Here is a 25109-nt window from a genome sequence, read left to right on the forward strand (position 1 = left end):
CCCCCGCCGCTCCCCCTACCGGAACTGCCCCCGATACCCGGACTCTGAACCCCTCGAGCCCACACACCATCGACATGTTCTGAGGCGTGACGCTTGGTCCTTGCTCGACGGCAGGCCGGTGAGCCCCCACCAGGTGTGGTGGATAAGCACGATTACCCACCACTCATGTTGCGGTGCAGCAGAGTTGGACGGAACGACGGGCGAGGAAGGTGCCATGGTGCCTGTGCCCGCTTGGCGTGGGAACACGGGTTCGGGACCGGGACCGTCCCAGCCGATCAATCCGGCCGGATCGGCGGCAGCGAACAGCGCCACGACGGCATCTTTGCTGGTGCCGTCCGGCGACCGACCGGCGATCGGATCGAGGTGGTGTTCGTGCTGGAGGTGCGAGACGTGGCGACCGTACGCGCCCGGTTGTGCTGGACGCGGTAGTGGTGGCGCCCACGTCATTCCGGCTCGTGCCGGAACGACGTTCCTACGCCACGGGCGAGGCCCCCGGAACCAGGGATTCCGGGAGCCTCGCCTGTGTTGCGCTGTCAGAGGCAGTCGTTGCCGGGCGCGGGCAACTCGACCCCGAAGTCGCGTCGCATGATCCCGACTCCCGTGCCGGACAGGGTGCGCAACTTCGTCGGGTGCAAGCCGACCTCGAGTGCCTGCTCGACAAGGCCGAGCAGGCGCGTGTCGGACAGCGGATGCAACGCCGCTTTCTCACGGGCGGCGTCGAACGCGCACCCTGCGTCCGGTCCCTGGACGTCGACGTAGGCGAAGACCCGGCAACCGTCAACGCTGCCACTCGCCCCATTCTTCTTCGCCATGGTCGCGGAGGGCGCGCACATGCGCCTTCCCGCGTGCACCCGCTGGAACGTGACCGAATCCGATCCACCAGGATGTGACCTGCGTCCACACCGCAGCGAGGGGGAGTATCGGCCTCTGCTTGCTGCTGTGCGCCGCCGCCGCTCACTCACACGAAGAAGCCTCCTCCTGCTGCTACTGATGGATAGGACAGCAGGTTGTCCGTGGCATTCTTCGCGTGAGGCGGCAGCTCCACGCCCCCGGGACGGTTTCGGCGACCGGCTTGTCGATCCGAGGGAGCGCTTCCATATGCTTGGTGTTGCGCACGTCCTGATCGGCGTCGGTCGCGAACTGTTCCACCGATCCGGAACGCTGACCGGCGAGTGACGTGCGTCTCGTCCGGGCCGGCATCCAACCACCGGACGTGTCCCACGAGCCGGAAAGGCAGAGGAGCACAGTGAGCACAGCAGAATTGGCACAGTGGAACTCCGAGGAGGCTCTTGCGGAAGCGATGATCCCGATCATCGGTGGCTTACACCGCACGCGCTCGGTGACCATTCTGCTTCACAGCCGCTCCCTGGTGAACAAGTCGGTCATCAGCATCCTGCGAACCCATCGTTTCGCCCGACAGATCAGCGGCGACGAGCTGTCCGTCGAAGAGACGTTCCCTTTCCTCGAGGCACTGACGCATCTCGACCTCCGGCCCTCCAAGATCGATCTCGGACTCCTGGTGATGAACTACCGGGCGAACGGCGACGGAGTGCCGATCCCTGAGTTCGTTGCACGCAGTCTTGCCGAACTGGCCGGTACCGCTCCGACGTCTCCGCAGCCGCAGGATGTGATCCTGTACGGATTCGGGCGCATCGGTCGACTGGTGGCTCGACTGCTGATCGAAAAGGCCGGCTCGGGAAATGGGTTGAACTTGCGCGCCGTGGTGGTCCGAAAGGGAGGTAGTGACGACCTGACCAAGCGCGCCTCGCTGCTGCGTCGCGACTCGGTCCACGGGCAGTTCAACGGCACGATCAAGGTCGACCCAGAGAACAACACCCTGATCGCCAACGGCAACGTCATCAAGTTCATCTACAGCAACGATCCGACGAGCGTCGACTACACCGAGTACGGCATCGACAACGCCATCCTGATCGACAACACCGGGATCTGGCGCGATCGCGCCGGGCTGTCGCAGCACCTCCGCCCGGGGGTGGCCAAGGTGGTGCTCACCGCGCCCGGCAAGGGCGACGTGCCCAACATTGTGCACGGGGTCAATCACCGCGACCTCGACCCGACCGAGAACATCGTCTCGTGCGCATCGTGCACCACCAATGCCATTGTCCCGCCCCTGAAGGCCATGGACGACGAGTTCGGTGTCGCGCGAGGCCACGTCGAGACCGTGCACTCCTTCACCAATGACCAAAACCTGCTGGACAACTACCACAAGGCCGATCGGCGCGGCCGATCGGCGCCCTTCAACCTCGTGCTCACCGAAACAGGTGCCGCGTCGGCCGTGGCGAAGGCGCTCCCCGGCCTTCAGGCCAGGATCACCGGCAACTCGATCCGCGTACCCACCCCAGACGTCTCCGTCGCCATCCTCCACCTTCAGCTGGGGCGTGAGACCACCAAAGATGAAGTGCTCGAACATCTTCGTCAGGAATCGCTGACAGGCGCCCTGAGTCGGAATCTCGACTACACCGCGGCAACCGACGCCGTGTCCAGCGACTTCATCGGTTCACGCGCGGCGTGCATCATTGACGCCAACGCGGCAATCGTCGACGGTGACACCGCCATTCTCTACGTCTGGTACGACAACGAGTTCGGTTACTCATGCCAGGTGGTGCGTACCGTCCAGTACCTCTCGGGCGTGGAGTACGCCGTCTACCCCGCCACGGGCAGCGCTGCCGTGGAGCCGGTCGGTTCGCCTGCCACTGCCCAGTGACATCGCACCTGCGAGGGGTCGTCTGCGGGGTGAATGCCGTGGCAGCAGCGGTATGGGACCGAATCGTGGAGAGTTCGGCACCACGAGCGTCTACCGGGCTGAATCGGGCAGGCCCGTCCTGACAGACGAACTGTCGCCTGTCACGTACTGGCGATTCACGGTTCCGGAAGGCGAACCGCCGAAGGACTCCCACGCCACGGTCGAGCTGCGCTGCACGTGCATCCGTTCGAGGACTTCACCGGCCGAGCGGTCCGGGTGAGGGTCGCCGGAGCGATGCGGCGGCTGGATTTCCCGTTCTCGAGCTCAGCATCGAACGGGACACCGCCCCACATGCCCGGTACGTGGCGGCGCTGCGGGAGTGGGATCAGCACCGGTCATTGGCTCTGCGGTGTGAATTCTGGCGGGACGTTCGTTTCGCATCGTTGGACAATCAGAACTGTGGGCCCTGCCTGCGACGCAGCATCGAGCCGGGGGAGCAGGAATGCCGCCCGTGAGCTCCGGTCAACCATGCCGGACAAGCACGCCCAGCAGGGCTGCGAGCGAGTACGAACGCGGCTGCGCTGCGGGCCGGGGCGAGCGCCTCGGCCCGCAGGCGACACAAGCGCCTACCGAGTGCGAAGACCCGGGGCGGCGGTGTCGAGCCGTAGGCCCGGTCCGCTGCGATGCGAATGCTGCATGCCTGGCATGCATGCAGCGCACGCATGTGTCCGCCAGCGCGTGTCATCGATCGGAGTGCGGGGTATGCCACGGCGGCGTCGGTGCGATGCAGGTCTGTTCGGAGCAGGATGCGGTACTCGGAACGGCCGTGGGTGTTCAGTAGCGGGCGGGATGGCCGGCGTCGTCCCAGTCGGGCAGCGGCGGCACCCGGGTGGCAAGGACGGCATCGGCGAAGATCAGCGCGACGGCAAGGGTGCGGGCCACCGGACGGAGGACCAGGGTGGAGATCATCAAAACGTGCCTCTTCCTTCTGCGAGTGGCCGCCTGGCGACGGGGAGGGCCCGGACACCCCGCCCCAGGGGAAGGCGGGGCGTCCGGGAGGGGCGACTCGTCGGCCCGAGGTGCGCGCGCACCGCCGGCAGGGGGTGGCGGTGCGCGGCAGCGGGCCTCGCCGAGTCGACGGCGACGGTCGTGCAACCTTCAACCACATTTACGGCACTCGGTGCCGGAAATCAAACCGGGGCGCCCCGGGATGCCGGCGCGATGGCCCGAGCGGTGCGCCCGGCCGCTGCACCCCCGGACCGGTGACAGTCGGCAGGCCCGAGGACGGTCGACCTCCTGCGGCCGTGTCGACAGTGGGCGCATCGAAAGTACGCGGGTGGAGAGATGTGGGCCCTCGAGGTGCGCACCTGTCTCTGGTGCGTATCGAAGGGGGATCCGGAAGGGGAAAGTGGCGTCGCTCTAGGCTGACCTCTCGTGCAGGCTTTCGTCGATGAGAACACCGTCCGCGGCATCTTGGTGGTGGCCGCAGTGGCGGATCCGTCGGCGCTCGATCAGGCGCGCAGAACGTTGACGGCGCTGAGAATGAAGGGTCAGGAACGGATCCACTTCAAGTCCGAGCGCGATGCCCGCCGACGCACGATCTGCTCGGCCCTGGTGACATTGGACGTGCAGGTGCACGTCTACGACGCGACCGGGCTGACACCCAAGGTGGGGCGCCCACGATGCCTCGAGGCACTGGTCGGCGATCTTGCCGAGCTGTCGGTCTCGCGTCTGGTGCTCGAGCAGGACGATTCCACCGTCAAGTCCGATCGCCGCACGTTGTTCGACGCCACCGGCAAACACGGGATCCGGGATCGGCTGACGTATCACCATCTGCGCGCCAAGCAGGAACCGATGCTGTGGATTCCCGACGCGGTCGCCTGGGGTCTGGCCAAGGGCGGCGAATGGCCTGCCCGGGCCCGGCCGTTGATCACCAAGACCGTGGCAGTGCGGTAGAAACGCGAAACCCGGCTCACCAACCGTCCGGAAGGCTGCCGGGTCCACTTCACCGGAGCTAATGCCCCGTGCACTCATCACAGTGCCAGACAGGCAGGTTTGGTGCAAGCACCAGGCCAGAAAGGTGCAGGTGAGGGCCGTCGGCAGCAAGTACGCCCCTTTGAGGGTGCAGCATCAGACCAGTGCGGATTCGGGGCGCACCAGCCGGGCACGAAGCCGCAGTTCAGCACGCTTGTGAGCGATCGACAGGGACGTGTCATAGCGTCCGAAGATGGTGGACGTCACGGGTTCGCGTCTTCTGCAACTCGTGATTGTCCATGATGGATAATTCCGGTTATCCATCAATAGTATTGTTGTGCAGCGGGATTGGACGTAACGCCGGGTCGAACGCGATGCCATGACGCTGGCGCTACACGTCGCGCAGGAACGCGAGTTCAGACTCATTCCGAACCGGGACCGTCCCAGCCGATCGCTCTGGCAGCGTCGACGGCGACACACAGCGCCGGGGCTGCGCCAGCACTGCCGATCGACTGTGCATGTGCACTCGCCCCACCTCGTTTTCCGCGAGCTCCTTCACCGGTATCGCACGAAAACTGTTGTGGCGCATTGTGAAACGAAATGCCGATAACCTATATTACGTCAACTTGCGCACTTCATATTGCATCTGATGACCGATCCGGTCGCGCGTGATTCACCCTGGCAGGGCTGCTGGTGGGCTTCGTCGGAGGAGCAACGTAGGAGCTTTCGACCATAGCCGTGTCCCCCCTTCCTGCTCGTGGTCGATCGTCGAACTCAGCGTGGAGTTGGTACCGCTGCACAACGCGTGTCCATCGTTGATCACCGAGGGACGGCCGGGCCTACACCTCGAATCCGCGCACCTCGTGTGCGGGCACCACCGAACGGGTCGCCGACTCTCCCGGTCGGACGACAACCGGTCTCGCGGCGCACCCGATCCCCGAGGCCACCGATACCGACGCAAACCCGAGACGAACCCTCGGCGACTACTTGCGAGGGCGTCAGCGACGCGCGGCGAGCACGTCGGCGTCGAGAAAACCCTTCAATCCCCCACTGAAGACATCGTTGTCGTCACCGGCGACCATATGGCCGGCCCCGGGCACATCGATCACGGTGGCCGTCGGGATCAGCTCACGCAGTTCCTGGGCACCTTCCTCGCTGACCACATTCGACTGCGCGCCCCGCACGAGCATCGTCGGAACGGTGATCGCGGCCGCAGCCACCCGGGCACGCTCGTACCGCACGATCGAGTCGGCCTGACGCGTGGGCTCGTCACCCTGGCGCAGAAACGCCGGATCCCAATGCCAGTACCAGCGCCCCTCACGCAGGCGCAGGTTCTTGCGCAACCCGTCCGGATTCGGCGTGCGCACCCGGTTCGGGGTGTACGCCGCGACCGCTGCCCCCGCGTCGTCCAGACTCGCGAAACCCTCGAGACCACTGCGCATGAACGCCATGATCTCCGCGGTACCGCCGGTTTCCACCCTCGGTGCGATATCGACCAAGACCAGACCACGCGCCAGTGCGGGATTTTCTCCCTGCCCGATCAACGACGTCATCCCGCCCATCGAGGCACCGACCAGGACCGGCTTCTCCCCCAGCGCGCCGACGATCGAGGTCAGGTCGGCGACCAACGCGTCGATGCCGTAGTCCCCGTCCGGGGCCCACTGACTGTCGCCATGTCCCCGGGCGTCCACCGCGACGGCGGACCAACCGTCCGCCGCGAGGTTGCGTCCGGTGTTGCGCCAGGAATGCCGGGTCTGGCCGCCGCCGTGCAGCAACAGCACCACGCCTTTCCTGTCGACGCCCGCCTCGCCGGCATCCTGCGGTGGATCCCACCGGTCGGCGGCAAGGGTGACACCGGCACCGCGGAATTCGCACTGTGTGGCTATCGGGTCCATGGAGTTCCTCACCCAGATCATCGAGTCGAGCACGTGCCCTCATGTTGCCCTACCGGGGAACAATGATTCCTTCCGCACGGGAGCTGCGTGTTCTCCTCCCGCACCTGACGGGAGTCGGATAGCCGTTATTGAAGATCAAGGAGTACTCCCACGGATCGGCTGCAAGCCGGGCTGGCTCCACGCTCTATCGAGCACGAGCGGCACGGCGGTGCTTGCGCGGGACGTCGGCCACGGTCGACTGATGGGGCCGCCGTACCCTCGGCTGGGTCGTGCACCACGACAGGTGCACGCCCTGTGCCGGCGAAGTGCCGGCGCGTGCACCTGGGCGGTTAGAAGCCGAGGCTGCGGGCGATCAGCAGTTTCTGTACCTCGGAGGTGCCTTCGCCGGTGGTCAGGACGCGAGCGTCCCGGAAGTGCCGTGCGACGTCGTATTCGTCGATGAATTCGTAGCCGCCGTGCCACTGGCTGACTCGGTAGGCCACCTTGTTGGCGATTTCGGAGGCGATCAGTCTGCAGAGCGCGGCTTCCTGCAGGCAACTGTGCAGAGGGGATGCCCGATCCGGCCGATCGGGCATCCCCGTGTGGTCCGCATGTCGTGCCTGCTGGTGCACCTAGGACAGCGGTGCTCAGATGGCAGCGCGGAACCGTTCTATGGAGGCGGGCGTAAGTCGTTACTCCGGATTGTCCGAGGCTTCTGGCAAGCATTGCGGATCAGGGGTCTCCCGATCTACGGGGTCAATCATCGATGCTAGCTACCAGACGCTGGCCTTTCACGCCGCGGGCGAGTTCTTCCAGGCCGGCAGGAATGTCGTGGAATCCGATCGTCCTGGTGGCGATCGTCAGGCCCCCGGAAGCAATGAACTTGATGACTTCGACGGTGTCCGCTGGGGTGCCGCCCACCGAACCGACCAGATCCAAGTCCTTCATCGCCAGCAGATACGTGTTGATCGTTGCTTCCTGCCGACCGACTCCGACCTGGACGATCCGGCCGCCGTGTCGGACCGCCTCGATGGCGCCGGCCGTGGTCGTTCCGAAGCCCGCAAAGTCCACGATCAGGTCGAGACCGAAGGGGGCCAGTTCCGTGACGTCGTTGACGACCTGCTTGACGCCCCGCTCGAGGCCTGCGGCGTGGACTTCCGCATTGATCTCGGCGGCATAGACTTCGGCACCGCCGAGAACTGCCATGCGAGCCCCGGTCATGCCGAGTCCACCAAGGCCGATGATGCCGACCTTCATGCCCGGACGCAGACCACCGCGGACGAAAACCGCATGGTATGAGGTCATTCCTGCGTCGGTTGCTGCAGCGGCCTGGACGAACGGGACCCCGTCGGGGATGGGGATGAGTTCGCTCGCCGGGGCGATCGTCTTCTGTGCGTACGCGCCGTGGCGTCCGATGCCGATCGTCTTCTGGCCGATGACGCCGCTCTGTCCGTCGCCCATGGCACTGATCGCGACGCGGTCGCCGATCGCAGCATCGGTCACGCCCTTTCCGACGGCAGAGACGATGCCGGCGGCCTCATGTCCCAGGATGATAGGAGTGAACCCGAGGACTTCCGTCAGGGTGCCGTCGGTGATGCCGACATCGCTGTGGCACAGGCCCGCGGCCTTGAGATCGACCACGACTTCACCGGGGGCCGGCGTGGGGTCCGGCAGATCGACGAGCTCGAGTGGAGACCCGAGACCTTTGAACATCCAAGCTTTCATGGTGAGCCTTCTTTCTTGTTGAGCGACATAACTGACGTGGTAGCGGATGTGTCCGGATCCCGCGGTGCCACAACCATCGATCGATGCGGCGGCGGTGTGGTGGCGGGTCGGGTGGTGTGGAGGGGTGCGGTGGCGTACCGCAGCCGCGTCCATGGCCGCGGTACGCGCCGGTGACCGGCCGCCGGGTCTGGGAGCGCCGATGGGCGGTCCAGGCAGGTCGCCGGGACCGCTACGTGCGCACCGTCATCGATCCCGCTCGACGTGACATCTCGGCTACGAGCACACGCCGACTTGGGGCGAGGAAGCACACCTGTCTTTGCGCAGATGATCGTCAGATGAATTCGCTGGGATCGGTTTCCCGTTCGTCGTCGACAGTTAAAAAGGTGATCGACTGTCGATCGAAGACCTTCTCTTCGTCCGCGCCGATGACGGCGGCTGTTTCCGGTGAAGTCAGGTGTGCCATGCCGACATCGAAAGCCGCACGATCGTCGAACCAAATCTCTGTGACTACATCGTATGGCGCCTCCATGTCCGACCGGTAGGTGCCATTCTCCCAATTCCGCAAGTAGTGCCGAACATATCTGCGCAAGCCCGGAACCATTTTGACAGCCAGGGGGGCATGCTTGTTCTCGTAGTAGGTGATGAACTCCTCAAGCGTGGTCCCTGGCTTCCTTTTGATCATGACGTAAGCCTTGAACATGCCATCTCCATTCACTATTCGGCAGCGGTGGGAAAACTTCGGTCGAGCTGTGTTGTTCTTGCCCTGACCAGCCCCGCCATTCACCGATGGATTCCCAAGGGGAAGTGAGCCAGTACGGGAGGGAGCTCCATCACCCGCTGTCACAGGATCGTGCTGTCGACTCGAAGTGAGCGCTCCGTCTGCTCGAGTCCGGGCGTGGTACCCCCGAACCGGCGTCGGCCCGCCCCCTCGCACTGGACTGCCCCAAGTGATAGGAATCCACCTCGAATACGTTCTGTCTCAGGAAAGTTGACAGCTTCAGGGGCACCTCTGGATCCGGCTGATGCGGTCGCTCGTGGCCGGTGCGCTCGCAATCACGGGTGCCCGTTGCACAAGACGATCGGGGTCGCTCAGGTGGCGAGCCCCCCGTCGACCATCAGGCGTTGCCCGGTGATGTATGAGGCCTTGCTGGAGGCCAGGAAAGCGATCGCCTCCGCGATTTCTTCGGGGAGCGCGAGGCGCGCCAACGGCGTCTGTCCCACGGCAAGCTCCAGAAGGTCGCGCGTGACCTGGTCGGCATCGCGCATCGGCGGAACCATTCCACCTTCGACCACGCCGGGGCCGACCGCGTTCGCCCGGATGCCGTGGGCGGCTTCTTCGGTGGCCAACATCCGCATCATCATGGCGACCGCCGCCTTGGGTGTGGCGGACAGTGCGTCCGTGGGAACCGTGCGGTCCACCGCTGTGGTGATCAGTGCGGTGATCGAGCCACCGCCTCCGGCTCGCAGCGCCGGCACGGTTGCCTTGGCGATATTGAAGAAGCCGAGAACATCGGTCTGGATTACGCCGGCGAATTCGTCGTCGGTGAACTCGATCAACGGCCGGGTGCGGAAGACCAGGCCGGCGGCCGACACCACGGTGTGAATCCGACCGTGCTCGGCCAGCGCGGCGTCCACGACAGCTGCCACGGACTCCCGGTCGGTCACATCGCAGGACAGCGCCGTCGCGTTGCGTCCCAGCTCCCGAATCGATGTGGCGAGTTTCTCCGCGTCCGCTTCTCGGGATCGGTATGTCAGCACGACATCACAGCCGCGTTCGGCGAGCAAGCCCGCCGTGGCGGCACCGATTCCCCCGGTGGCGCCGAACACCACCGCGCAGCCGGTCGACGGGAACTCGGGCGTGTGAACTCCGAATGATGGCATGTCTGCTCCTGACATTATCGATTGCAGCCGGTCAAGGCCTCTTGGTGCCGACGCGCCGGGTGGGCTGCTCGAACGTCTCGGGCTCGTTGCACCTCTACCGCCGAACGTCTACAGCGTCAGCGACATCACCATCTCCCATAAATGACAGGAATGTCAGTGATTTGGCTTGATCGTGTGAGACTTATCCGATATCACCGCAGAAGGACAGCCATAATCCGGACATGACATGGGAATCACGATTTATGAGCCGTGGACACGGTATGCGCGAGGACCGACATGCTCGCGGTGTGGGCCCGCGTCGTGGCCGAGGTCAGACCCGTGTGCTCTGTTCCGTCCCGGTCTGGGGTGTCTGCTCCACGAACTGACCAGGCGTCCGCCCGTGCCCGGGGGGGCCGGCATAGGCCTGACCGAGCGTCATCCACGCCCTGGCAATCGGCCCGGTGGTGACCAGGGCGGTGTCGGCGACGTGGCGTCGGCGGGTCAGCACCAGGCAGAAGTCCTCGATCGGTCCACTGACCGAATCCTCGAGGTGCTCGTCGCCGAACTCCCATGTCCGGTCCGGGGCGACGGACAGGGACACGCGCACGCCGGTGGCCGGTACCGGCACGCCACGATTGACGAAGCTGAAAGGAAGCGCAAGGCACGCGATCCGGGCGATGTGCTCCAACCGCGACGTCACCGGCCGCACGACGCCGACGGTATCGGCGATGTCCTGCCCGTGCGCCCAGGTCTCCATCAGCCGGGCGGTGACCATCGACGCCAGGCTCATGGAAGGCCCGTACCAGGGGTGGCGCGCGCCGGGCGTGGCCGAACGGAACGCGTGCAGCAGCGATCGGCGACCCTGTCGCCACGTTTCGAGAAGTTGTGCCGAAGACAGCTCGAGCAGCGGTTCGAGCACTGCGATGCTGTAGGCGTCCGGGTCCTGATCTGCTCGGTGTCGCTGTTCGGCGAACGCCTCGGGATCGGTGAGTGACATCTCGGCTGCGGCGTCGAAGAAGGCGAGGTGAGCGATCTGATGCCGGCTCGTCCATCCGTCCGCGGGGGTGAGACGGTTCCATTCGGTGTCGCCGAAGGCTGCCACGACGTCGTCGAGAGCCGCCTGCTCGGCTTGAAGGTCGTCGATGAGGTGCGCGTATGTGCTCACGATTTCGGTCCTGTCGTTTCGTCGGTCATCGGTGCGTTGGGCTGTGCAGCGCGGGTAGACGCCGCGTTGTCGATCTTTCGCCGCAGGCGTCGCATGCCCTGCAGCCATCGATCGGGTTCGGTGGCCCGCATGGCGTAGTACTGCGCCACTTGCGGGTGCGGGAGGATGTAGAAGCGGTCGTCGCCGAGGGCGTTCAGCACCTCGTCGGCAACCTGGTCGGCTTCGAGAACGCCAATGCCGAATACGACGTCGCCGACCTCGTTGGTAGGCAACATCTGGGTCCGAACACCTTGAGGGCACAGGCACTGGACCGTGATGCCGCGGTCCCCGTAGGTGGCGGAGACCCATTCGGCGTGCGCGACTGCTGCGTGTTTGGTGACCGAGTACGGTCCGGAACCGAGCATCGTGAGCAGCCCTGCTGCCGATGCGGTGACGACGAAACGTCCTTTCCCCTGCTCCAACCACTCGGGCAGGAGTTCGCGCAAGGCGCGCACGTGGGCCATCACGTTCACGTTCCATGATCGATCCCAGGCGGGTTCCGCGTCGTCCGCACCTGTCTCGATGCCTGCGTTGGCGAAGAAGACATCGATCGAGCCGATCGCCTGCCGTGCCTGCACGACCAGATCGTGTACGGCACTTTCGGCTGCCGCATCGCCCGGTACGGCGTATCCGCCGACTTCCTCGGCGACGGCCATGCATGCGTGCGGGTCGAGGTCGTTGACGACCACCCGCGCTCCGGCGCGGGCCAGTCGATGCGCGAGCGCGCGGCCGATGCCGTTACCGGCGCCGGTGACGACGATCCCTGCGCCCTGAAGCCAGGGCGGGTCGTTGCGAGGGTGCATATGTTCGAGACCTTTCGATTGACGAAGAAGCGCACAGAAGCGCACAGAAGGTGCCTGCAGAGGACCGACATCTATTTGACATCTATGTCAAGTACATGGTCAAGTGTCCTCGTCCCGCAGGAGCACGATTGGACGCCCGCCGCGTCCATCCCGCAGACGGAGGCTCAGACGCTGCTGGTGGCGTTCGGAAGCAGAGCGATGTTCTCCGCGGCCGCCGTCGCCGCCGCCTCGAGGAAGGACCGAACAACCGGTCTGGTGTCCCCGCGCCGGTACGCGACCCCGATGATCGACGGGCTCGCGTCGGGCAACTCGATGGCCCGAATCAACGGCGAAGGGGCAAATCGCGCCATCGTGGCACAACCGGTCACGACAAGCGGGGCGGCTGCCAGCGCCAGCTGGATGCCCTGCACCGTCGACACCGGTGGGAGTTGCGTATCGACCAGGGAATGCCCGCGTTCGGGGTCCAACTGCCAGAAACTCGAGAACCACTCCGGCGCATCGAGGCCGAGCATCGGATACTCGATGACGTCGGCCACGGAAAGAGTTTGCTCGGACGCTAATTCGTGTGTGCTCCGCACGAAGAGCGCCCGTGGCTCCGCCGCAATCGGTATGACATCGACGTCGTCGTGCACGACGGGGCAACGCACAAGCGCCACATCGATCACTCCGCTCGCGACCAGGTCGACCTGATCGGCGAAACTGGTGTCCCGCAGTCTGACGGTGACATCGGGGTGCAGCGCCCGGAACGCCTCGAGGATGGGCCTGGTGAGCTCGCCGGCGGACAACGGTCCGGCCACCGCCCCGATCCGCAAGGTCGCGCTGTCGTCCGGGGCCGTCGCCTGCACGGCGGATCGCGCGTCCTCGACCTGGTGCAAGATGTCGCGGGCCCGGCCGACAAGTTCTCGTCCTGCGTCGGTGAGAATCACACCCCTGCTGGTCCGGGTGAAGAGCTCGACACCCAGATCACGTTCGAGCCGGAGCAACGCTTGGGACAGAGGCGGCTGCGCCATGTAGAGCCGCCGGGCGGCGCGGCGCACACTGCCTTCCTCCGCGACGGCGACCAGGTACTGCAGCTGTCGCAGGTCCATCGCACCTCCGTCTACCCCGCCTCGCTCATATGGTACAGATCACAATTCCGGGCAGATGCCGCCTGCTGCTCGACCAACGGTCACTCGTCGGACACGGATCCCACCGCGTTCGACCACAAGGTGGTCAGGGTGTGGACGACGACATCCTCGTCGTACGGCTCGCCCTGGATGAACGACGCCCGGGCCACCTGCTCGATCATCCCGCCGAGGAGCCGGGCAACGACCTGCGGATCGAGTTCCGGGTCGAGCCGACCCACTTTCTGTTGATGGCGCACGCCGTGTTCGATCCGACCCAGGAACAGGCCGCGAATCCCTTTGAGCAGCTCCTGTGAGTAGGAGTCGTAGGGGGCGACCTCCTCGATCAACCCCATGATCCGGGCGTTACGCGCATACGCCTGCAGGTAGCGCCGATTGGCCGCCGCCAAACGGTCCCGAGGGCTCGAGCCCGCCGCGTCACCGACCGCAGACGCCTCGAACATCTCCCCGGTCACCTGCTTGACCACTTCCCGGAAGATCTCCTCCTTGGACTCGAAGTAGGTGTAGAAGCTGCCGTAGGAGACTTCCGCGCGCCGTGTGATGTCGGCGACCCGGGCCTCGTTGAGGCCGACCTCCTCGAAGGCGTCCCGGGCCGCTTGGATGAGCGCGGCACGGGTTCTCTTGCCGCGCGCCGACAGCGACTGGACCGGCACCGGCTGGCCGCCGCCACCGTTGCCCTTGCTGTCAGCCGCAGCCGCACCCTCGCTGCCCGAAGATGCCGCTCGCACGGGCTGTGCCATTGCCTGTCTCCTTTCCGGGACGGCTCCGCCGCTCGCCGGGGCCACGCCCGTCCGTCGATGATATGACACGCGAGTCATCCAGCCGTGGACGCCGCCGAATCACGAGGACGGAAGCGGTCTGACGTGGCACACCGATCCGACGGGTCGGCCGATCATCTCTCACGGGTCAGCGGTGCACGGTCGCAGCCACACCGGTGAATTGCTCCCTCAGTGTGCGCTTGAGGAGCTTTCCCGTTGCGGTGTAAGGCAATTCCTCGACAAACACCACCCGACGCGGGCATTTGAAGTGTGCGATGCGGTTGCGTGTGTAGTCGATCAGCTCTGCTTCGTCGATGCCGTCGCCCTCGGGTACCACCACCGCCACGACCGTCTCCCCCCACTTCTCGTCCGGGACGCCGATGACGGCGACTTCCGAGACTGCGGGGTGGCGGTAGAGGACCTGTTCCACCTCGATCGGGTAGACGTTCTCTCCCCCGGAGATGATCATGTCCTTCTTCCGGTCCACCAAAGTGATGAAGCCGTCGGCGTCGGCCCGTCCGAGATCACCGGTGTGGAACCAGCCGCCCCGGGTGGCTTCGGCCGTCTCCGCCGGTCGGCCCCAATACCCCGCGAAAATGTTCGGGCCGCGCAGCACCAGTTCGCCGACCTCACCGACCGCGACATCGTGATCCTCGTTGTCGACGATCCGCACGTCGACATGCATGAACGGTCGGCCCACCGAACCGGCGTGCGAGACCACCGACTCCTCGTCCAGCAACAGCGTGTTCGGCGAAGCCTCGGTCATCCCGAACCCTTCCAGGAACATCCAGCCGCGCTGCTGGTAGAACTCGATCACCGGAAGCGGGCACGGAGCGCCGCCGCAGAGCACGTACTGCATCGACGAGACGTCGTAGGAGTCGAAATCCGGCACCTTCGACAGCGCCGCCCACATCGCCGGCACCATGAACTGGGTCGTGGTCTGGTACCGCTGCATCAACTCCAGGGTCCGGTGCGGATCGAACGCGCGCACCGTGATCACGGTGCCGCCGGCGTAGAGGATGGGCAGCACGGACAGGCCCAGCGCACCGATGTGGAACATCGGCGCCACCGCGATGGTCGCCGTCGAACCCGACAGCCCGCTGCCCACCGTGGCCATGTTGAACGCATTCCACTGCATGTTTCCGTGCGTGAGCATCGCTCCCTTGGGGGAGCCGGTGGTGCCGGAGGTGTACATGATCACGCACGTGTCCTCGGCGCGAACGAGCGGATCAGGACCCCGCCGAGGCGCAGTGAGCAACTCGTCGAGCCTCGAGACAGGGTAGTCCCCGATCGGCGCACCGGCGGTTTCGACGAGGATCCGCCGGACACCGTGCCCGCCCTCGGCCAGGGCATCGGTCGCAAGGTCCCGGAATCTGTCGGACACCGCGAGCACGAGGGCGCCGGAGTCGGCGAGAATGTACCGGACTTCTCGGGCGTTGAGCCGAAAGTTGACCGGGACGACGATGGCGCCGAGATTCGCCGCGGCGAACAGCACGCGCACGAATTCGATGGAGTTCTCCATCAAGATCGCGACACGGTCCCCGCGGCGCACTCCGAGTTCGTGCAGTGAGGCCGCCGTGGCGGCCACGTCACGCTCGAGGTCCACGTACGGCACCGTCCGGCCGCTTTCGCCGTCGATCAGTGCGGTCGCGTTGGGTCGGCGATGGGCACGCCGTACGATCCAGTCCCCGATTCCGCCTTGCATTTCATCTCTCCTAAGGTCTTGGTGTCACTGCCCCGCCGCGGCGAGGTGCCCGCTCAGCTGTGCGGAGCCCATGTCGGACGGCGCCGCTCGGCGAATGACCGCATTCCTTCTCTGGCCTCGTCGGACCGGAAGTACCTCGCCGACACGTCCTGCATCGTCGACAGCTCGTCGGCAATCGACGGGACATCGGACCGGAGAAGTTGCTTTGTTCCGGTCCACGCCCTCGGAGCGCTCATCAGCAGCATCTCGACGAGGCGATCGATTTCGCCCTCGAGCTCGTCGGGCGGCGCCACCGCACTGAGCAAGCCGATGCGCGCCGCGTGATGAGCATCGAATGTGTCGCCGGTCAGGAACAGCCGATGAAGCGCATGCGGCACGACTCGGTGTCGCAGCGGCACCGAGATGACCGCCGGGACGACCCCGATCCGCACCTCGGTGAAGGCAAAGGTGACGGTATCTACCGCGACGGCGAAATCACATGCCGCGACCAAACCGGTGCCGCCGGCGCGTGCCGGGCCCGCGAGGCGGGCAACCACCGGCTTCGGGGAGGTCCACAACAACTCGAGGACGGCGCAGAAGTCCCGCGCAGCGGCACCCTTGCGTTGCGGGTCCTCCTTCAGATCCGCGCCGGCGCAGAACACCGGTCCGGTGTGGGTTACGACGACGACACGGACCTCGTCGTCCTGCAGGGCCGCGGTCAGCTGGGCGAGCATCTGCGAGCACAGGTGCGAGGACAGCGCGTTGCGGTTGCCGGGGGAATCGAGCGTCACGGTGGCGATGCCCCGGGTGACGTCGCTGTGCACCAGCTCTTGCCGGCTCATCGGCGTGGCGGCCGTCATCGGTCCGCCCGGGGTGCGCCCAGCAACCGCTTGGCGATGATCTCGTTCATGATCTCGTTCGTCCCCCCGCCGATACCGAGGATGCGCGAGTCACGATAGTGCCGCTCGACCTCGGTCTCACGCATGTAGCCCATGCCACCGTGGATCTGTACCGCCTCGTCGACCACGAAGTCACAGGCAGCGACCGCGGTGTTCTTCGCCATCGCGACCTCCGCGCCGACATCCTCACCGGCCGCCCACCGAGCGGTCACGTCGCGGACGTAGGTGCGTGCCACCATCGTCTGTCGCTGCATCTCCGCGAGCTTGTGCCGGATCACCTGCCGTTCGGCCAGGGGCACGCCGAACGTCGTGCGGACCGTCGCGTGCTCCTTCGCCAGGCCGACGCAGCGTTCTGCGGTCGCCACCGCCTGCACCGCGAGCGTGAGCCGCTCGGATTCGAAGCGCTGCATGATCTGGAGGAAGCCGGTGTTCTCCTGCCCGATGAGGTTACGGGCGGGCACCCGCACCTGGTCGAAGACGAGTTCGGCGGTGTCCGAACACAGCCACCCCATCTTCTTCAGCCTCGAGGCGACCGTGAAGCCCGGGCGATCGGACTCGACGATCAGCAACGAGACCCCGCGATGGCCCGGGCCGCCGGTACGGGCGGCGACCGTGACGAAGTCCGCGCGGGTTCCCGAGGTGATGAAGGTCTTTCCGCCGGTGATCACGTACTCGTCGCCGTCACGCACCGCGCGAGTGGTGATGGAGCCGACGTCCGAGCCGGTGCCGGGCTCGGTGACGCCGAGAGACGCAATCTTGGTGCCGGCAACGACGGGACGGACGAACTCGTCGAGTTGCCACGGGTCACCGGCGGCCGCGATATGCGGCGCGCCGATGGTATGGGAGAACAGTGCCGAGGTAACCCCCGTGCTCCCGCCGGCGAGGATAATCTCCTCGTTGGCGACCATCAGATCGATGAAGTCGCCCTCACCGCCGGCCTTCTCGGGGAAATCGAATCCCAGCAGGCCGAGCTCGGCGGCCTTCTCGTGCAGGGATCGGGGTAATTCGCCGGCTTCCTCCCATGCCGGCAGGTTCGGCACGATTTCGCGACGGGTGAAGCCGCGCACGGCCTCACGGAGGGCGCGACGCTCGTCGGTGTACCAGAGCTCGTTCGCGGAGGTCATCGGGTCTCCAGGGGCAGTAGGGTGGTCGGGATGTCGACGTGTTTGGCGCGCAGATACTCACCCAGGCCCTTCGCCTGGGAATCGAGGTGTGGATTGGCGGCCACGCCCCGGCCGAGCAACCCGACGATGGTCACGCCGCAGGCGCGCAGCAGCGGAAGCTCCCACATTCGCAGCTCGCAGCCTGCCGCTTCGGGCAGCAACTCCCGCACGGTGTCCTCGCTCCACCAGGAGCGCAGCCAGGTGTGGCCCTCGTCGGTGCGGGCCCACACACCGAGGGTGGCGTTACCGGCCTTGTCGCCCGAACGTGCGCCCAGGACCGCGCCGAGCGGCAGCCGCTGTGTCGGTCCGTGGTACGTCTTCGTGCTCGGCGGGGTGGGTGGGTGGATGTCGGGCAGTTCCGCCGACGCGGGGGCGCCGGGCACGGTCCAGGTGCGCGCGCCGAGGGTGACGCGCTGGTCGAACAGCTCGGACCGCATGAGGGTGGGCCAGAACACGGTGAACTCGGTGCCGGTTCCCGGAGGGGCGGTGAAGTACGTGCCCGGATAGGTGGCCAGTCCGATCTCCACGGCGGCTCGGGAGAACCGACTCACTCGCTGGCGATCCGTACCCGTGACGGTGATCGTCAGCAGCGCGACGGCCTCTTCCATCGTGGCCGGATCGGACCGATCGGCACGCAGCAGCCGCACGGTTACGCTGTCGAATGCCTTCTCGCCGTCCGGGATACGTTGCCACAGTGCATCCTGGACGACTCGGGCCTTGTCCTCGATGTGGGTTCCGGTCAGGACGAAGGTGGTGTCGTTGCGCCATCCACCGGAGAACACCGCACCGACCTTGACGGTCGCCGGGGCCGGTTCTCCCCGGACTCCGGACAGGCGCACCCGGTCGGCACCGACCGATTCCACGTGCACGGTGTCCAGTCGGGTGACGACGTCGGGGTTCGCGTAGCGGGGGCCGTCGATCTCGTACAGCAGCTGCGCCGTGACCGTCTCGGTCGTGACGGCACCACCGGTTCCGGGGTGTTTGGTGATGACCGAGGAGCCGTCCGGGTAGATCTCGGCGATCGGAAATCCGACCTCGCTCATCTCGGGGATCTCGGTGAAGAACGAATAGTTTCCTCCGGTGGCCTGTGCACCGCACTCGATCACGTGGCCGGCGGCGACCGCGCCGGCCAGCGCATCCCAGTCCGTTCGGTCCCAGCCGAAGTGCCAGGCCGCCGGTCCGACGATGACGGCGGCGTCGGTGACGCGGCCGGTGATCACCACGTCGGCCCCGGCCCGCAATGCCTCGACGATCCCCCAGGCGCCCAGGTAGGCATTGACGACGATCGGGTCGACGTCAGTGGGAAAGGCCTGACCGGAGTCCAGATGCGGAGCTTCCCATCCGCGGGCGCGTTCCCGTGCGAACAGCTCGGTGGCGTCGTCACCGTCGACGACCGCTACTCGAACGGTGCGGCCGAGTCGCTCGGCGATCGCGGTGACCTGCGCGGCGCAGCCGTGCGGATCGAGTCCGCCGGCGTTGGACACGATCTTGATTCCTCGGTCGAGGCAGTCGCCCAGCACGTCGTCGAGCTGGGTGACGAAGGTGCGGGCATAGCCGGATCCGGGGGTGCGGAGTCGCTGTTTGGCCAGCAGTCCCATCGTCAGTTCGGCCAGCCAGTCACCGGTGAGCACGTCGATGGGGCCGCCGTCGATCATCTCGCGGGCTGCCGACAAGCGGTCACCGAAGAAGCCGGAACAGTTGGCGATGCGTAACGGTGTCGTCGTGTTCATACTTCCCCCTCGGCGCCGATTGTCACCAGTTCGGTCTGCGCGTCGACGTACTGACCGACCGACACGTTGATCTTCTGGACCACTCCGTCGGCGCCGGCCAGCGCGGGGTGTTCCATTTTCATGGCTTCGAGTACGACCAGTTTCTGGCCTGCGGCGACGGTGTCGCCCTCACTGACGAGGACGGCGACGACGGTCCCGGGCACCTCACTGACCGGGCCCGCCGCGGACGCGGCCAGCACGGTGCGGTCGGGTAGGCGCGGCTGCGGTGCCCAGCCGGACTGGCTGGTCGCATCGTTGATCCAGATCGTGCCGTCCCGATGGGTCGCGACGGCACACGGGTAGTCCACGCCGTCGTATCGCACCCGGACCGTGTCGGCACCGAGATCGATCAGGTCGAAGCGCTGGCGGGTGCCGTCCAGGTCGAGGACGAGCTCGGTGTCGCCGGACGGTGCGGCCAGGCGGTAGGCGACCGTCATGGGCTCTTGCCCGACAGGCTGCCACACCGCGGACGTCAGCATCTCTGCGGCGAGCGTCCGGAATCCGGGGGCGGCGAACCCGGTCACCGGGTTCGCGGCGCGCCGACGAGAGACCGACGCTGCCAGTCCGGCGGCCAGGTGTACCACCGTCGGGGTGGCGGGAGCAGGATCGAGAAGGTCCTGGTGATGGTCGAGGAAGTCGGTACATGTTGCGCCGGACAAGAAGTCCGGGTCACGAAGCAGGGCCGCGAGGAAGTTGCGGTTCGTCACCAGACCGTGGATTCGCGTGGCGTCCAGCGCCGAGGCGAGCGCGGCGGCCGCCTCCTCGCGGCTGTCCGCACGGGCGATGATCTTCGCCATCATCGGGTCGTAGTAGGCCGAGACCTCGCCGGGCGCGGACACACCGACCTCGTAGCGCAGCCCCGGACGCTCCGGGTACTCCAACAGATGGAGCGGGCCCGGGGTGGGCAGAAAACCACGGGCGGGATCCTCGGCGTAGAGCCGGACCTCGATCGCGTGGCCGCGCGGAACGACGTCCGCCTGTTCGATCCCCAAGGCCTGACCCTGTGCGACACGCAGCTGCAGCGCCACCAGATCCAGGCCCGTGACTTCCTCGGTCACCGGGTGTTCGACCTGCAGACGGGTGTTCATCTCGAGGAAGAAGAACTCGCCCGTGCGGTCGTCGAGCAGGTACTCGACCGTACCGGCGCCGAGATAGCGGAGTTCGCGGACCAGAGATACCGCGGTCGCGCCCATCTTCTCCCGGAGCTCGGGCCCGACGACCGGTGACGGCGCCTCTTCGAGCACCTTCTGGTGCCGGCGCTGCACGGAGCATTCACGTTCCCCGAGATGCACCGCCGATCCGTGTGCGTCCCCGAACACCTGGATCTCGATGTGCCGAGCCTTGTCCAGGTAACGCTCGAGGAATACCGTCGCATTGCCGAACGAGCTGGCGGCCTCCCGGCGGGCACCGGCGACGGCGTCGACGAGAGTGTCGAGATCGTCGACCCGGCGCATTCCCTTACCGCCGCCGCCCGCGGTGGCCTTCACTAGCAGTGGGAAGCCGACCTCGCGGGCTGCCGCCGCCCAGGCTGTGGGGTCGTCACCGGTGATCTCGGCGTCCGGCAGCACCGGAACTCCGGCTCGTCGCGCGATCGCCTTCGCCTGGTCCTTCAGGCCCATGCTGCGCATCGACTCCGGTGAGGGGCCGACGAACAGGATGTCGGCCCGGCGGCAGGCCTCGGCGAACTCCGCGTTTTCGGACAGGAATCCGTATCCGGGATGGATCGCGTCGGCACCCGCTCGACGGGCGGCGTCGATGATCTTGTCGGCGCGCAGGTACGAGTCCGCGCTTGCGGTGCCACCGAGGGCGACCGCGAGATCGGCATCGAGGACGTGGGGTGACCGAGCGTCCGGGTCCGAGTACACCGCGACGGTGCGGATTCCCAGGGCGCGTGCGCTGCGGATGATCCGTCGTGCGATCTCCCCCCGGTTGGCGACGAGAAGGGTGGTGATGCGGTTGCTGCTCACGGTTGTTTTCCTCACATCCGGAAGGGGGCGAATCGGGTCGCGCCGGCGACGGGGGCCGAGTGCGTCGCCGACAGGGCCAACCCCAGCACGGTGCGGGTGTGCCGCGGATCGATGACGCCGTCGTCCCACAGGCGCCCGGTGGCGTACACCGCGCTCGACTGGGTCTCGATCATCTCTTCGATCTCGCGGCGTACCCGGGCGTCCTCGACATCGTCGTAGTCGACGCCCGACCGTGCTGCCGCTGTGCGCCGGATGATCGACATCACGCCACCGAGCTGGGGGCCGCCCATGACGGCGATGCGGTGGTTCGGCCAGGTGAACACGAAGCGCGGGTCGTAGGCGCGTCCGGACATGGCGTAGTTGCCGGCACCGTACGAGGCGCCGACCATGAGGGTCAGATGCGGGACGGTCGAGTTGGAGACCGCATTGATCAGCTTCGCCCCGTCCTTGATGATGCCGCCGCGTTCGGCCGCGGAGCCGACCATGAAGCCGGTGATGTTCTGGACGAACAACAGCGGGATGCCGTGGGCGTTGGCGAGCTGAATGAAGTGGGCTCCCTTGTTGGCCTCCTCGGAGAACAGGATGCCGTTGTTGGCGAGGATGCCGACCGGGTAGCCGGCGATTGAGCCCCAGCCGGTCACCAACTGGGTGCCGTAGAGCGGTTTGAATTCGTCGAACCGCGAACCGTCGAGTATCCGGGCCAGGATTTCCCGTACCTCCACCGCCCGTCGTGGGTCGGCCGGCGCGCATCCGAGCAGCTCCGCCTCGTCGTAGGCCGGCGGATCGGCGGGCAGTGACGGGACGGGACCGGCCTTGCGCCAATGCAGGTCGGCCACGATCTGGCGGCCGATGCGGATGGCATCGTGCTCGTCCTCAGCCAGGTAATCTGCCAGCCCGGAGACTCGGGCGTGCATCTCGGCCCCGCCGAGGGCTTCGTCGTCGATATCTTCGTTGATCGCCATCTTCACCAGCGGTGGGCCGCCGAGATAGACCGAGGCGGCGTGTTTGACGAGCACCGTGTATTCGCTCATGCCCGGCATGTAGGCGCCGCCGGCGGTCGAGCTGCCGAACACCAAGGAGATGGTGGGAATGCCGGCAGCGGTCAGCCGGGTCAGTTCACGAAACGTCCGCCCACCGGGAACGAAGATGTCTGCCTGGGTGGGCAGATCGGCGCCGCCCGACTCGACCAGTGTGATCAGCGGCAGCCTGTTGCGTTCGGCGATCTCCAGCGCGCGCAGCTGCTTGGCCACGGCATCGGGGTTGAGCGATCCCCCCTTCACCGTCGACTGGTTGGCGAGGATCATGCATTCGACGCCGTTGACCGTGCCGACACCCGTGATCAGACGGGCACCCGGCTGGGATCGGGGATCGTGGGCACCCGCGTAGCAGGACAGTTCCAGAAAGGGAGCGTCCTCGTCCAACAGCAGATCGACACGCTCACGTGCGAGGAGCTTTCCCCGGGAACGATGACGGTCGACTGCTTTCCCGCCCCCCGCCTCGAGGACCTGCACCGCGAGCTCCTCGAGGGGCCGCAGCGCGGCGAGCATCGCTTGTCGGTCGCACTCGAAAATCTCGGACGTCGGATCGAGCTTCGATTCGATCACAGTCATCAACACACCTCATTGCGCTAAGAGTTCGGCGGCAGCCCGTACCGCTGGTTTCCGCGAAGCGTCGTCGGCCGGTTCGACCTGGTTCGTGGGACTGTTCGATTACAGCCCTTCTTTGACAAGCTTGTCAAGTGTTGAAGGCGGCATTTTCACAGTTGGAGTGCGGCCAATAGCCGTTTGCTCGCCAAATAGCTCGTCGGTAGTTGACATGCTGATCTGCAGATGCCTACTGTCACGCCAGACGAGGTGGACACCGCCCTCCCGGTACGTCGCTCGACCGCCGCGCCGCCGACACGCCCGATCAGCAGCCGAACGGAAACACGTCTGAGTAGGTGCCATTCGCGGGCTCGGGACACGAACGGCTGCGGTGCCCTCCGTAGGCAGAACCTGGTAACGGCCGTGAGAGAGGCGCCGCCACCAGGTAGACGCTCGCCCGCCCGAGCAACACGTACATGCGCGCTGTTGCCGCGGCTACGGCAAGCGCTGCCACGCCGGCAGAACACGAGGAGATATCTTGACCACCCAACACCGAGGGCTCGAACTTCCTGCGCTACAGAACTTTCTCCGCCGATCGGGCATTCCCCTCGACGGAGATCTACGGGCAGAGCTGATTTCGGGAGGCAAATCCAACCTGACCTACCACATCGTCGACGACTCCTCGCGCTGGATTCTTCGGAGGCCACCGACAACGGGACGGACCCCGTCCGCCCATGACGTGGCACGAGAATTCCGCATCACATCCGCGCTGCAGCACACAGACGTCCCTGTGGCCACACCCGTCATCCTCTGCGAGGACGAGACGGTCCTCGGGGCTCCGTTCACCCTCGTCGAGTACGTTTCAGGCCAGGTTCTCCGGACCGGGTCGGACATCGAGGCGCTGTCCGACGACCAGATCGACGCGTGTATGACCGGTCTGATTCGAGTGCTCGGCGCACTTCACACCGTCGACTACCAGGCGGTGGGATTGGGCACACTCGGCCGGCCGGACGGGTATGTCACACGACAGATCGACCTGTGGGCAAAGCAGTGGGACCGGGTCAAGACCCGGGACTCGGTCGACGTCACCAAACTGTACGACGCGCTCACCGACCTCGTACCGACGCACACGGACGCGTCCATCGTCCACGGTGACTACCGCATCGACAACACCATCCTGGCCTCCGAGGACGTCGGCACATTGGCCGCCGTGGTCGACTGGGAACTTTCCACTCTCGGAGATCCACTCACGGATGTCGCCTTGATGTGCGTGTACCGGCATCCGGCCTTCGATCTCGTTCTCGGAGAGCCCGGCGCCTGGACAAGCCCCCGACTTCCGTCGACCGACGATCTGGCTTCGCGCTACGCCGCGACCTCAGGCCGAGCCCTGGACCACTGGAACTTCTACATGGCACTGGCCTACTTCAAGGTCGCCGTCATCGCCGAAGGCATCAATTACCGCTACCGCGTGGGCGCGACCGTGGGAGCCGGATTCGACCGTGCCGGTGAATCGGTACCCGAATTCCTGGCAGCAGGACTCGGCTCCTTGACGTGACGAACTCCGTAAACGTTGCTCCCGCCTCCCCGACGGCGACGAATCCACAAAGCATCGGCGAACCGACCAACCTCCCGCCCAGCTCGCTTCCGCGACGAATGCCCTCGAACGCCGTTGGCCGCGTCCGCTCCACCGACGACGGCACGGTATGACCAACCGGCTCGGTCTGCGAAGGCCCAGCCTCGAACTCCCAAGGAGCATGTGATGCCCGAAGCTGTGATTGTCTCCGCCGCCCGTTCTCCCATCGGGCGGGCGATGAAGGGGTCGCTCAAGACCGTGCGCCCGGACGACCTGGCCACCCAGATGGTCGCCGCCGCCCTGGCGAAGGTGCCGGAGCTGGACCCGACCCAGATCGACGACCTGCTGCTCGGCTGCGGCCAGCCCGCCGGCCAGTCCGGGTTCAACATCGCCCGCGTCGTCGCGGTGCAGTTGGGCTACGACTTCCTGCCCGGCGTGACCGTCAACC

The 25109-nt window shown here is 66.2% G+C and carries 20 protein-coding genes and 1 pseudogene; 4 read left to right on the top strand and 17 right to left on the bottom strand.

The window, feature by feature from the left end; all coding sequences use genetic code 11:
- Positions 1-533: 533 nt before the first annotated feature.
- Positions 534-812: a DUF4192 domain-containing protein gene (locus tag AIIKEEIJ_RS31895; RefSeq protein WP_238406246.1), complete on the bottom strand. Its 279-nt coding sequence runs from the start codon at positions 810-812 to the stop codon at positions 534-536.
- A 434-nt stretch (positions 813-1246) separates the two neighbouring features.
- On the opposite strand from AIIKEEIJ_RS31895, the gene AIIKEEIJ_RS31900 reads away from it, so the two are divergent.
- Positions 1247-2722, top strand: a complete 1476-nt coding sequence (locus AIIKEEIJ_RS31900; protein ID WP_161995351.1) for a glyceraldehyde-3-phosphate dehydrogenase — start codon at positions 1247-1249, stop codon at positions 2720-2722.
- Between the two features lie 813 nt (positions 2723-3535).
- On the opposite strand, the gene AIIKEEIJ_RS33810 is transcribed toward AIIKEEIJ_RS31900, so the two are convergent.
- Complete coding sequence (locus tag AIIKEEIJ_RS33810) at positions 3536-3670, bottom strand: hypothetical protein (protein WP_274386531.1); 135 nt, start codon at positions 3668-3670, stop codon at positions 3536-3538.
- A 465-nt stretch (positions 3671-4135) separates the two neighbouring features.
- Between AIIKEEIJ_RS33810 and AIIKEEIJ_RS31910 the strand changes: the two genes are divergently transcribed.
- A complete protein-coding gene (locus tag AIIKEEIJ_RS31910) occupies positions 4136-4657 on the top strand; it encodes a hypothetical protein (RefSeq protein ID WP_161995352.1) in 522 nt (173 codons plus the stop codon).
- A 1016-nt stretch (positions 4658-5673) separates the two neighbouring features.
- On the opposite strand, the gene AIIKEEIJ_RS31915 is transcribed toward AIIKEEIJ_RS31910, so the two are convergent.
- The 15 genes from AIIKEEIJ_RS31915 to AIIKEEIJ_RS31985 all read right to left on the bottom strand — a co-directional run bounded on the left by AIIKEEIJ_RS31915 (position 5674) and on the right by AIIKEEIJ_RS31985 (position 23115).
- Entirely contained in the window at positions 5674-6570 is an 897-nt protein-coding gene (locus tag AIIKEEIJ_RS31915; RefSeq protein ID WP_161995353.1) for an alpha/beta fold hydrolase, read from the bottom strand.
- A 329-nt stretch (positions 6571-6899) separates the two neighbouring features.
- Positions 6900-7181, bottom strand: coding sequence for an acyl-CoA dehydrogenase family protein (locus AIIKEEIJ_RS31920; protein WP_202916714.1), 282 nt, complete (start codon positions 7179-7181; stop codon positions 6900-6902).
- A 124-nt stretch (positions 7182-7305) separates the two neighbouring features.
- Positions 7306-8427, bottom strand: a complete 1122-nt coding sequence (locus tag AIIKEEIJ_RS31925) for a zinc-binding dehydrogenase (protein WP_238406247.1) — start codon at positions 8425-8427, stop codon at positions 7306-7308.
- Positions 8428-8605: 178 nt separating this feature from the next.
- Positions 8606-8974: an EthD family reductase gene (locus AIIKEEIJ_RS31930; RefSeq protein WP_161995354.1), complete on the bottom strand. Its 369-nt coding sequence runs from the start codon at positions 8972-8974 to the stop codon at positions 8606-8608.
- A 389-nt stretch (positions 8975-9363) separates the two neighbouring features.
- Positions 9364-10104 carry an SDR family oxidoreductase gene (locus AIIKEEIJ_RS31935; RefSeq protein WP_161995355.1) on the bottom strand — a complete coding sequence of 247 codons (741 nt, stop codon included), beginning with the start codon at positions 10102-10104 and terminating at the stop codon, positions 9364-9366.
- Between the two features lie 361 nt (positions 10105-10465).
- Positions 10466-11299, bottom strand: a complete 834-nt coding sequence (locus tag AIIKEEIJ_RS31940; RefSeq protein ID WP_161995356.1) for a TIGR03084 family metal-binding protein — start codon at positions 11297-11299, stop codon at positions 10466-10468.
- The gene (locus AIIKEEIJ_RS31945) at positions 11296-12141 is read right to left on the bottom strand and encodes an SDR family NAD(P)-dependent oxidoreductase (RefSeq protein ID WP_161995357.1); all 846 of its coding nucleotides are present in this window, start codon (positions 12139-12141) and stop codon (positions 11296-11298) included. Before AIIKEEIJ_RS31945 ends, AIIKEEIJ_RS31940 begins: the two co-directional genes overlap by 4 nt.
- 164 nt (positions 12142-12305) lie before the next feature.
- Positions 12306-13229, bottom strand: a complete 924-nt coding sequence (locus AIIKEEIJ_RS31950) for a LysR substrate-binding domain-containing protein (RefSeq protein WP_161995358.1) — start codon at positions 13227-13229, stop codon at positions 12306-12308.
- A gap of 80 nt (positions 13230-13309) precedes the next feature.
- Positions 13310-14005, bottom strand: coding sequence for a TetR/AcrR family transcriptional regulator (locus AIIKEEIJ_RS31955; RefSeq protein ID WP_202916715.1), 696 nt, complete (start codon positions 14003-14005; stop codon positions 13310-13312).
- 166 nt (positions 14006-14171) lie between these two features.
- The gene (locus AIIKEEIJ_RS31960) at positions 14172-15728 is read right to left on the bottom strand and encodes a long-chain-fatty-acid--CoA ligase (RefSeq protein WP_161995359.1); all 1557 of its coding nucleotides are present in this window, start codon (positions 15726-15728) and stop codon (positions 14172-14174) included.
- A gap of 53 nt (positions 15729-15781) precedes the next feature.
- Entirely contained in the window at positions 15782-16549 is a 768-nt protein-coding gene (locus AIIKEEIJ_RS31965; protein WP_161995369.1) for an enoyl-CoA hydratase-related protein, read from the bottom strand.
- 14 nt (positions 16550-16563) lie between these two features.
- Complete coding sequence (locus AIIKEEIJ_RS31970; protein WP_161995360.1) at positions 16564-17730, bottom strand: acyl-CoA dehydrogenase family protein; 1167 nt, start codon at positions 17728-17730, stop codon at positions 16564-16566.
- A complete protein-coding gene (locus AIIKEEIJ_RS31975) occupies positions 17727-19499 on the bottom strand; it encodes an acyclic terpene utilization AtuA family protein (protein WP_161995361.1) in 1773 nt (590 codons plus the stop codon). The genes AIIKEEIJ_RS31970 and AIIKEEIJ_RS31975 overlap by 4 nt, the downstream gene beginning before the upstream one ends.
- Positions 19496-21505: an ATP-binding protein gene (locus tag AIIKEEIJ_RS31980; protein ID WP_338020919.1), complete on the bottom strand. Its 2010-nt coding sequence runs from the start codon at positions 21503-21505 to the stop codon at positions 19496-19498. Before AIIKEEIJ_RS31980 ends, AIIKEEIJ_RS31975 begins: the two co-directional genes overlap by 4 nt.
- An 11-nt stretch (positions 21506-21516) precedes the next feature.
- Positions 21517-23115 carry a carboxyl transferase domain-containing protein gene (locus AIIKEEIJ_RS31985; protein ID WP_161995362.1) on the bottom strand — a complete coding sequence of 533 codons (1599 nt, stop codon included), beginning with the start codon at positions 23113-23115 and terminating at the stop codon, positions 21517-21519.
- A gap of 508 nt (positions 23116-23623) precedes the next feature.
- On the opposite strand from AIIKEEIJ_RS31985, the gene AIIKEEIJ_RS31990 reads away from it, so the two are divergent.
- Positions 23624-24643 carry a phosphotransferase gene (locus tag AIIKEEIJ_RS31990; protein WP_161995371.1) on the top strand — a complete coding sequence of 340 codons (1020 nt, stop codon included), beginning with the start codon at positions 23624-23626 and terminating at the stop codon, positions 24641-24643.
- Between the two features lie 204 nt (positions 24644-24847).
- Positions 24848-25109: pseudogene (locus tag AIIKEEIJ_RS31995) on the top strand (acetyl-CoA C-acyltransferase); the annotation flags it as partial.

This window comes from Rhodococcus sp. YH1 (assembly GCF_009939605.1).
In the GTDB taxonomy this organism is placed as follows: domain Bacteria; phylum Actinomycetota; class Actinomycetes; order Mycobacteriales; family Mycobacteriaceae; genus Rhodococcus; species Rhodococcus aetherivorans.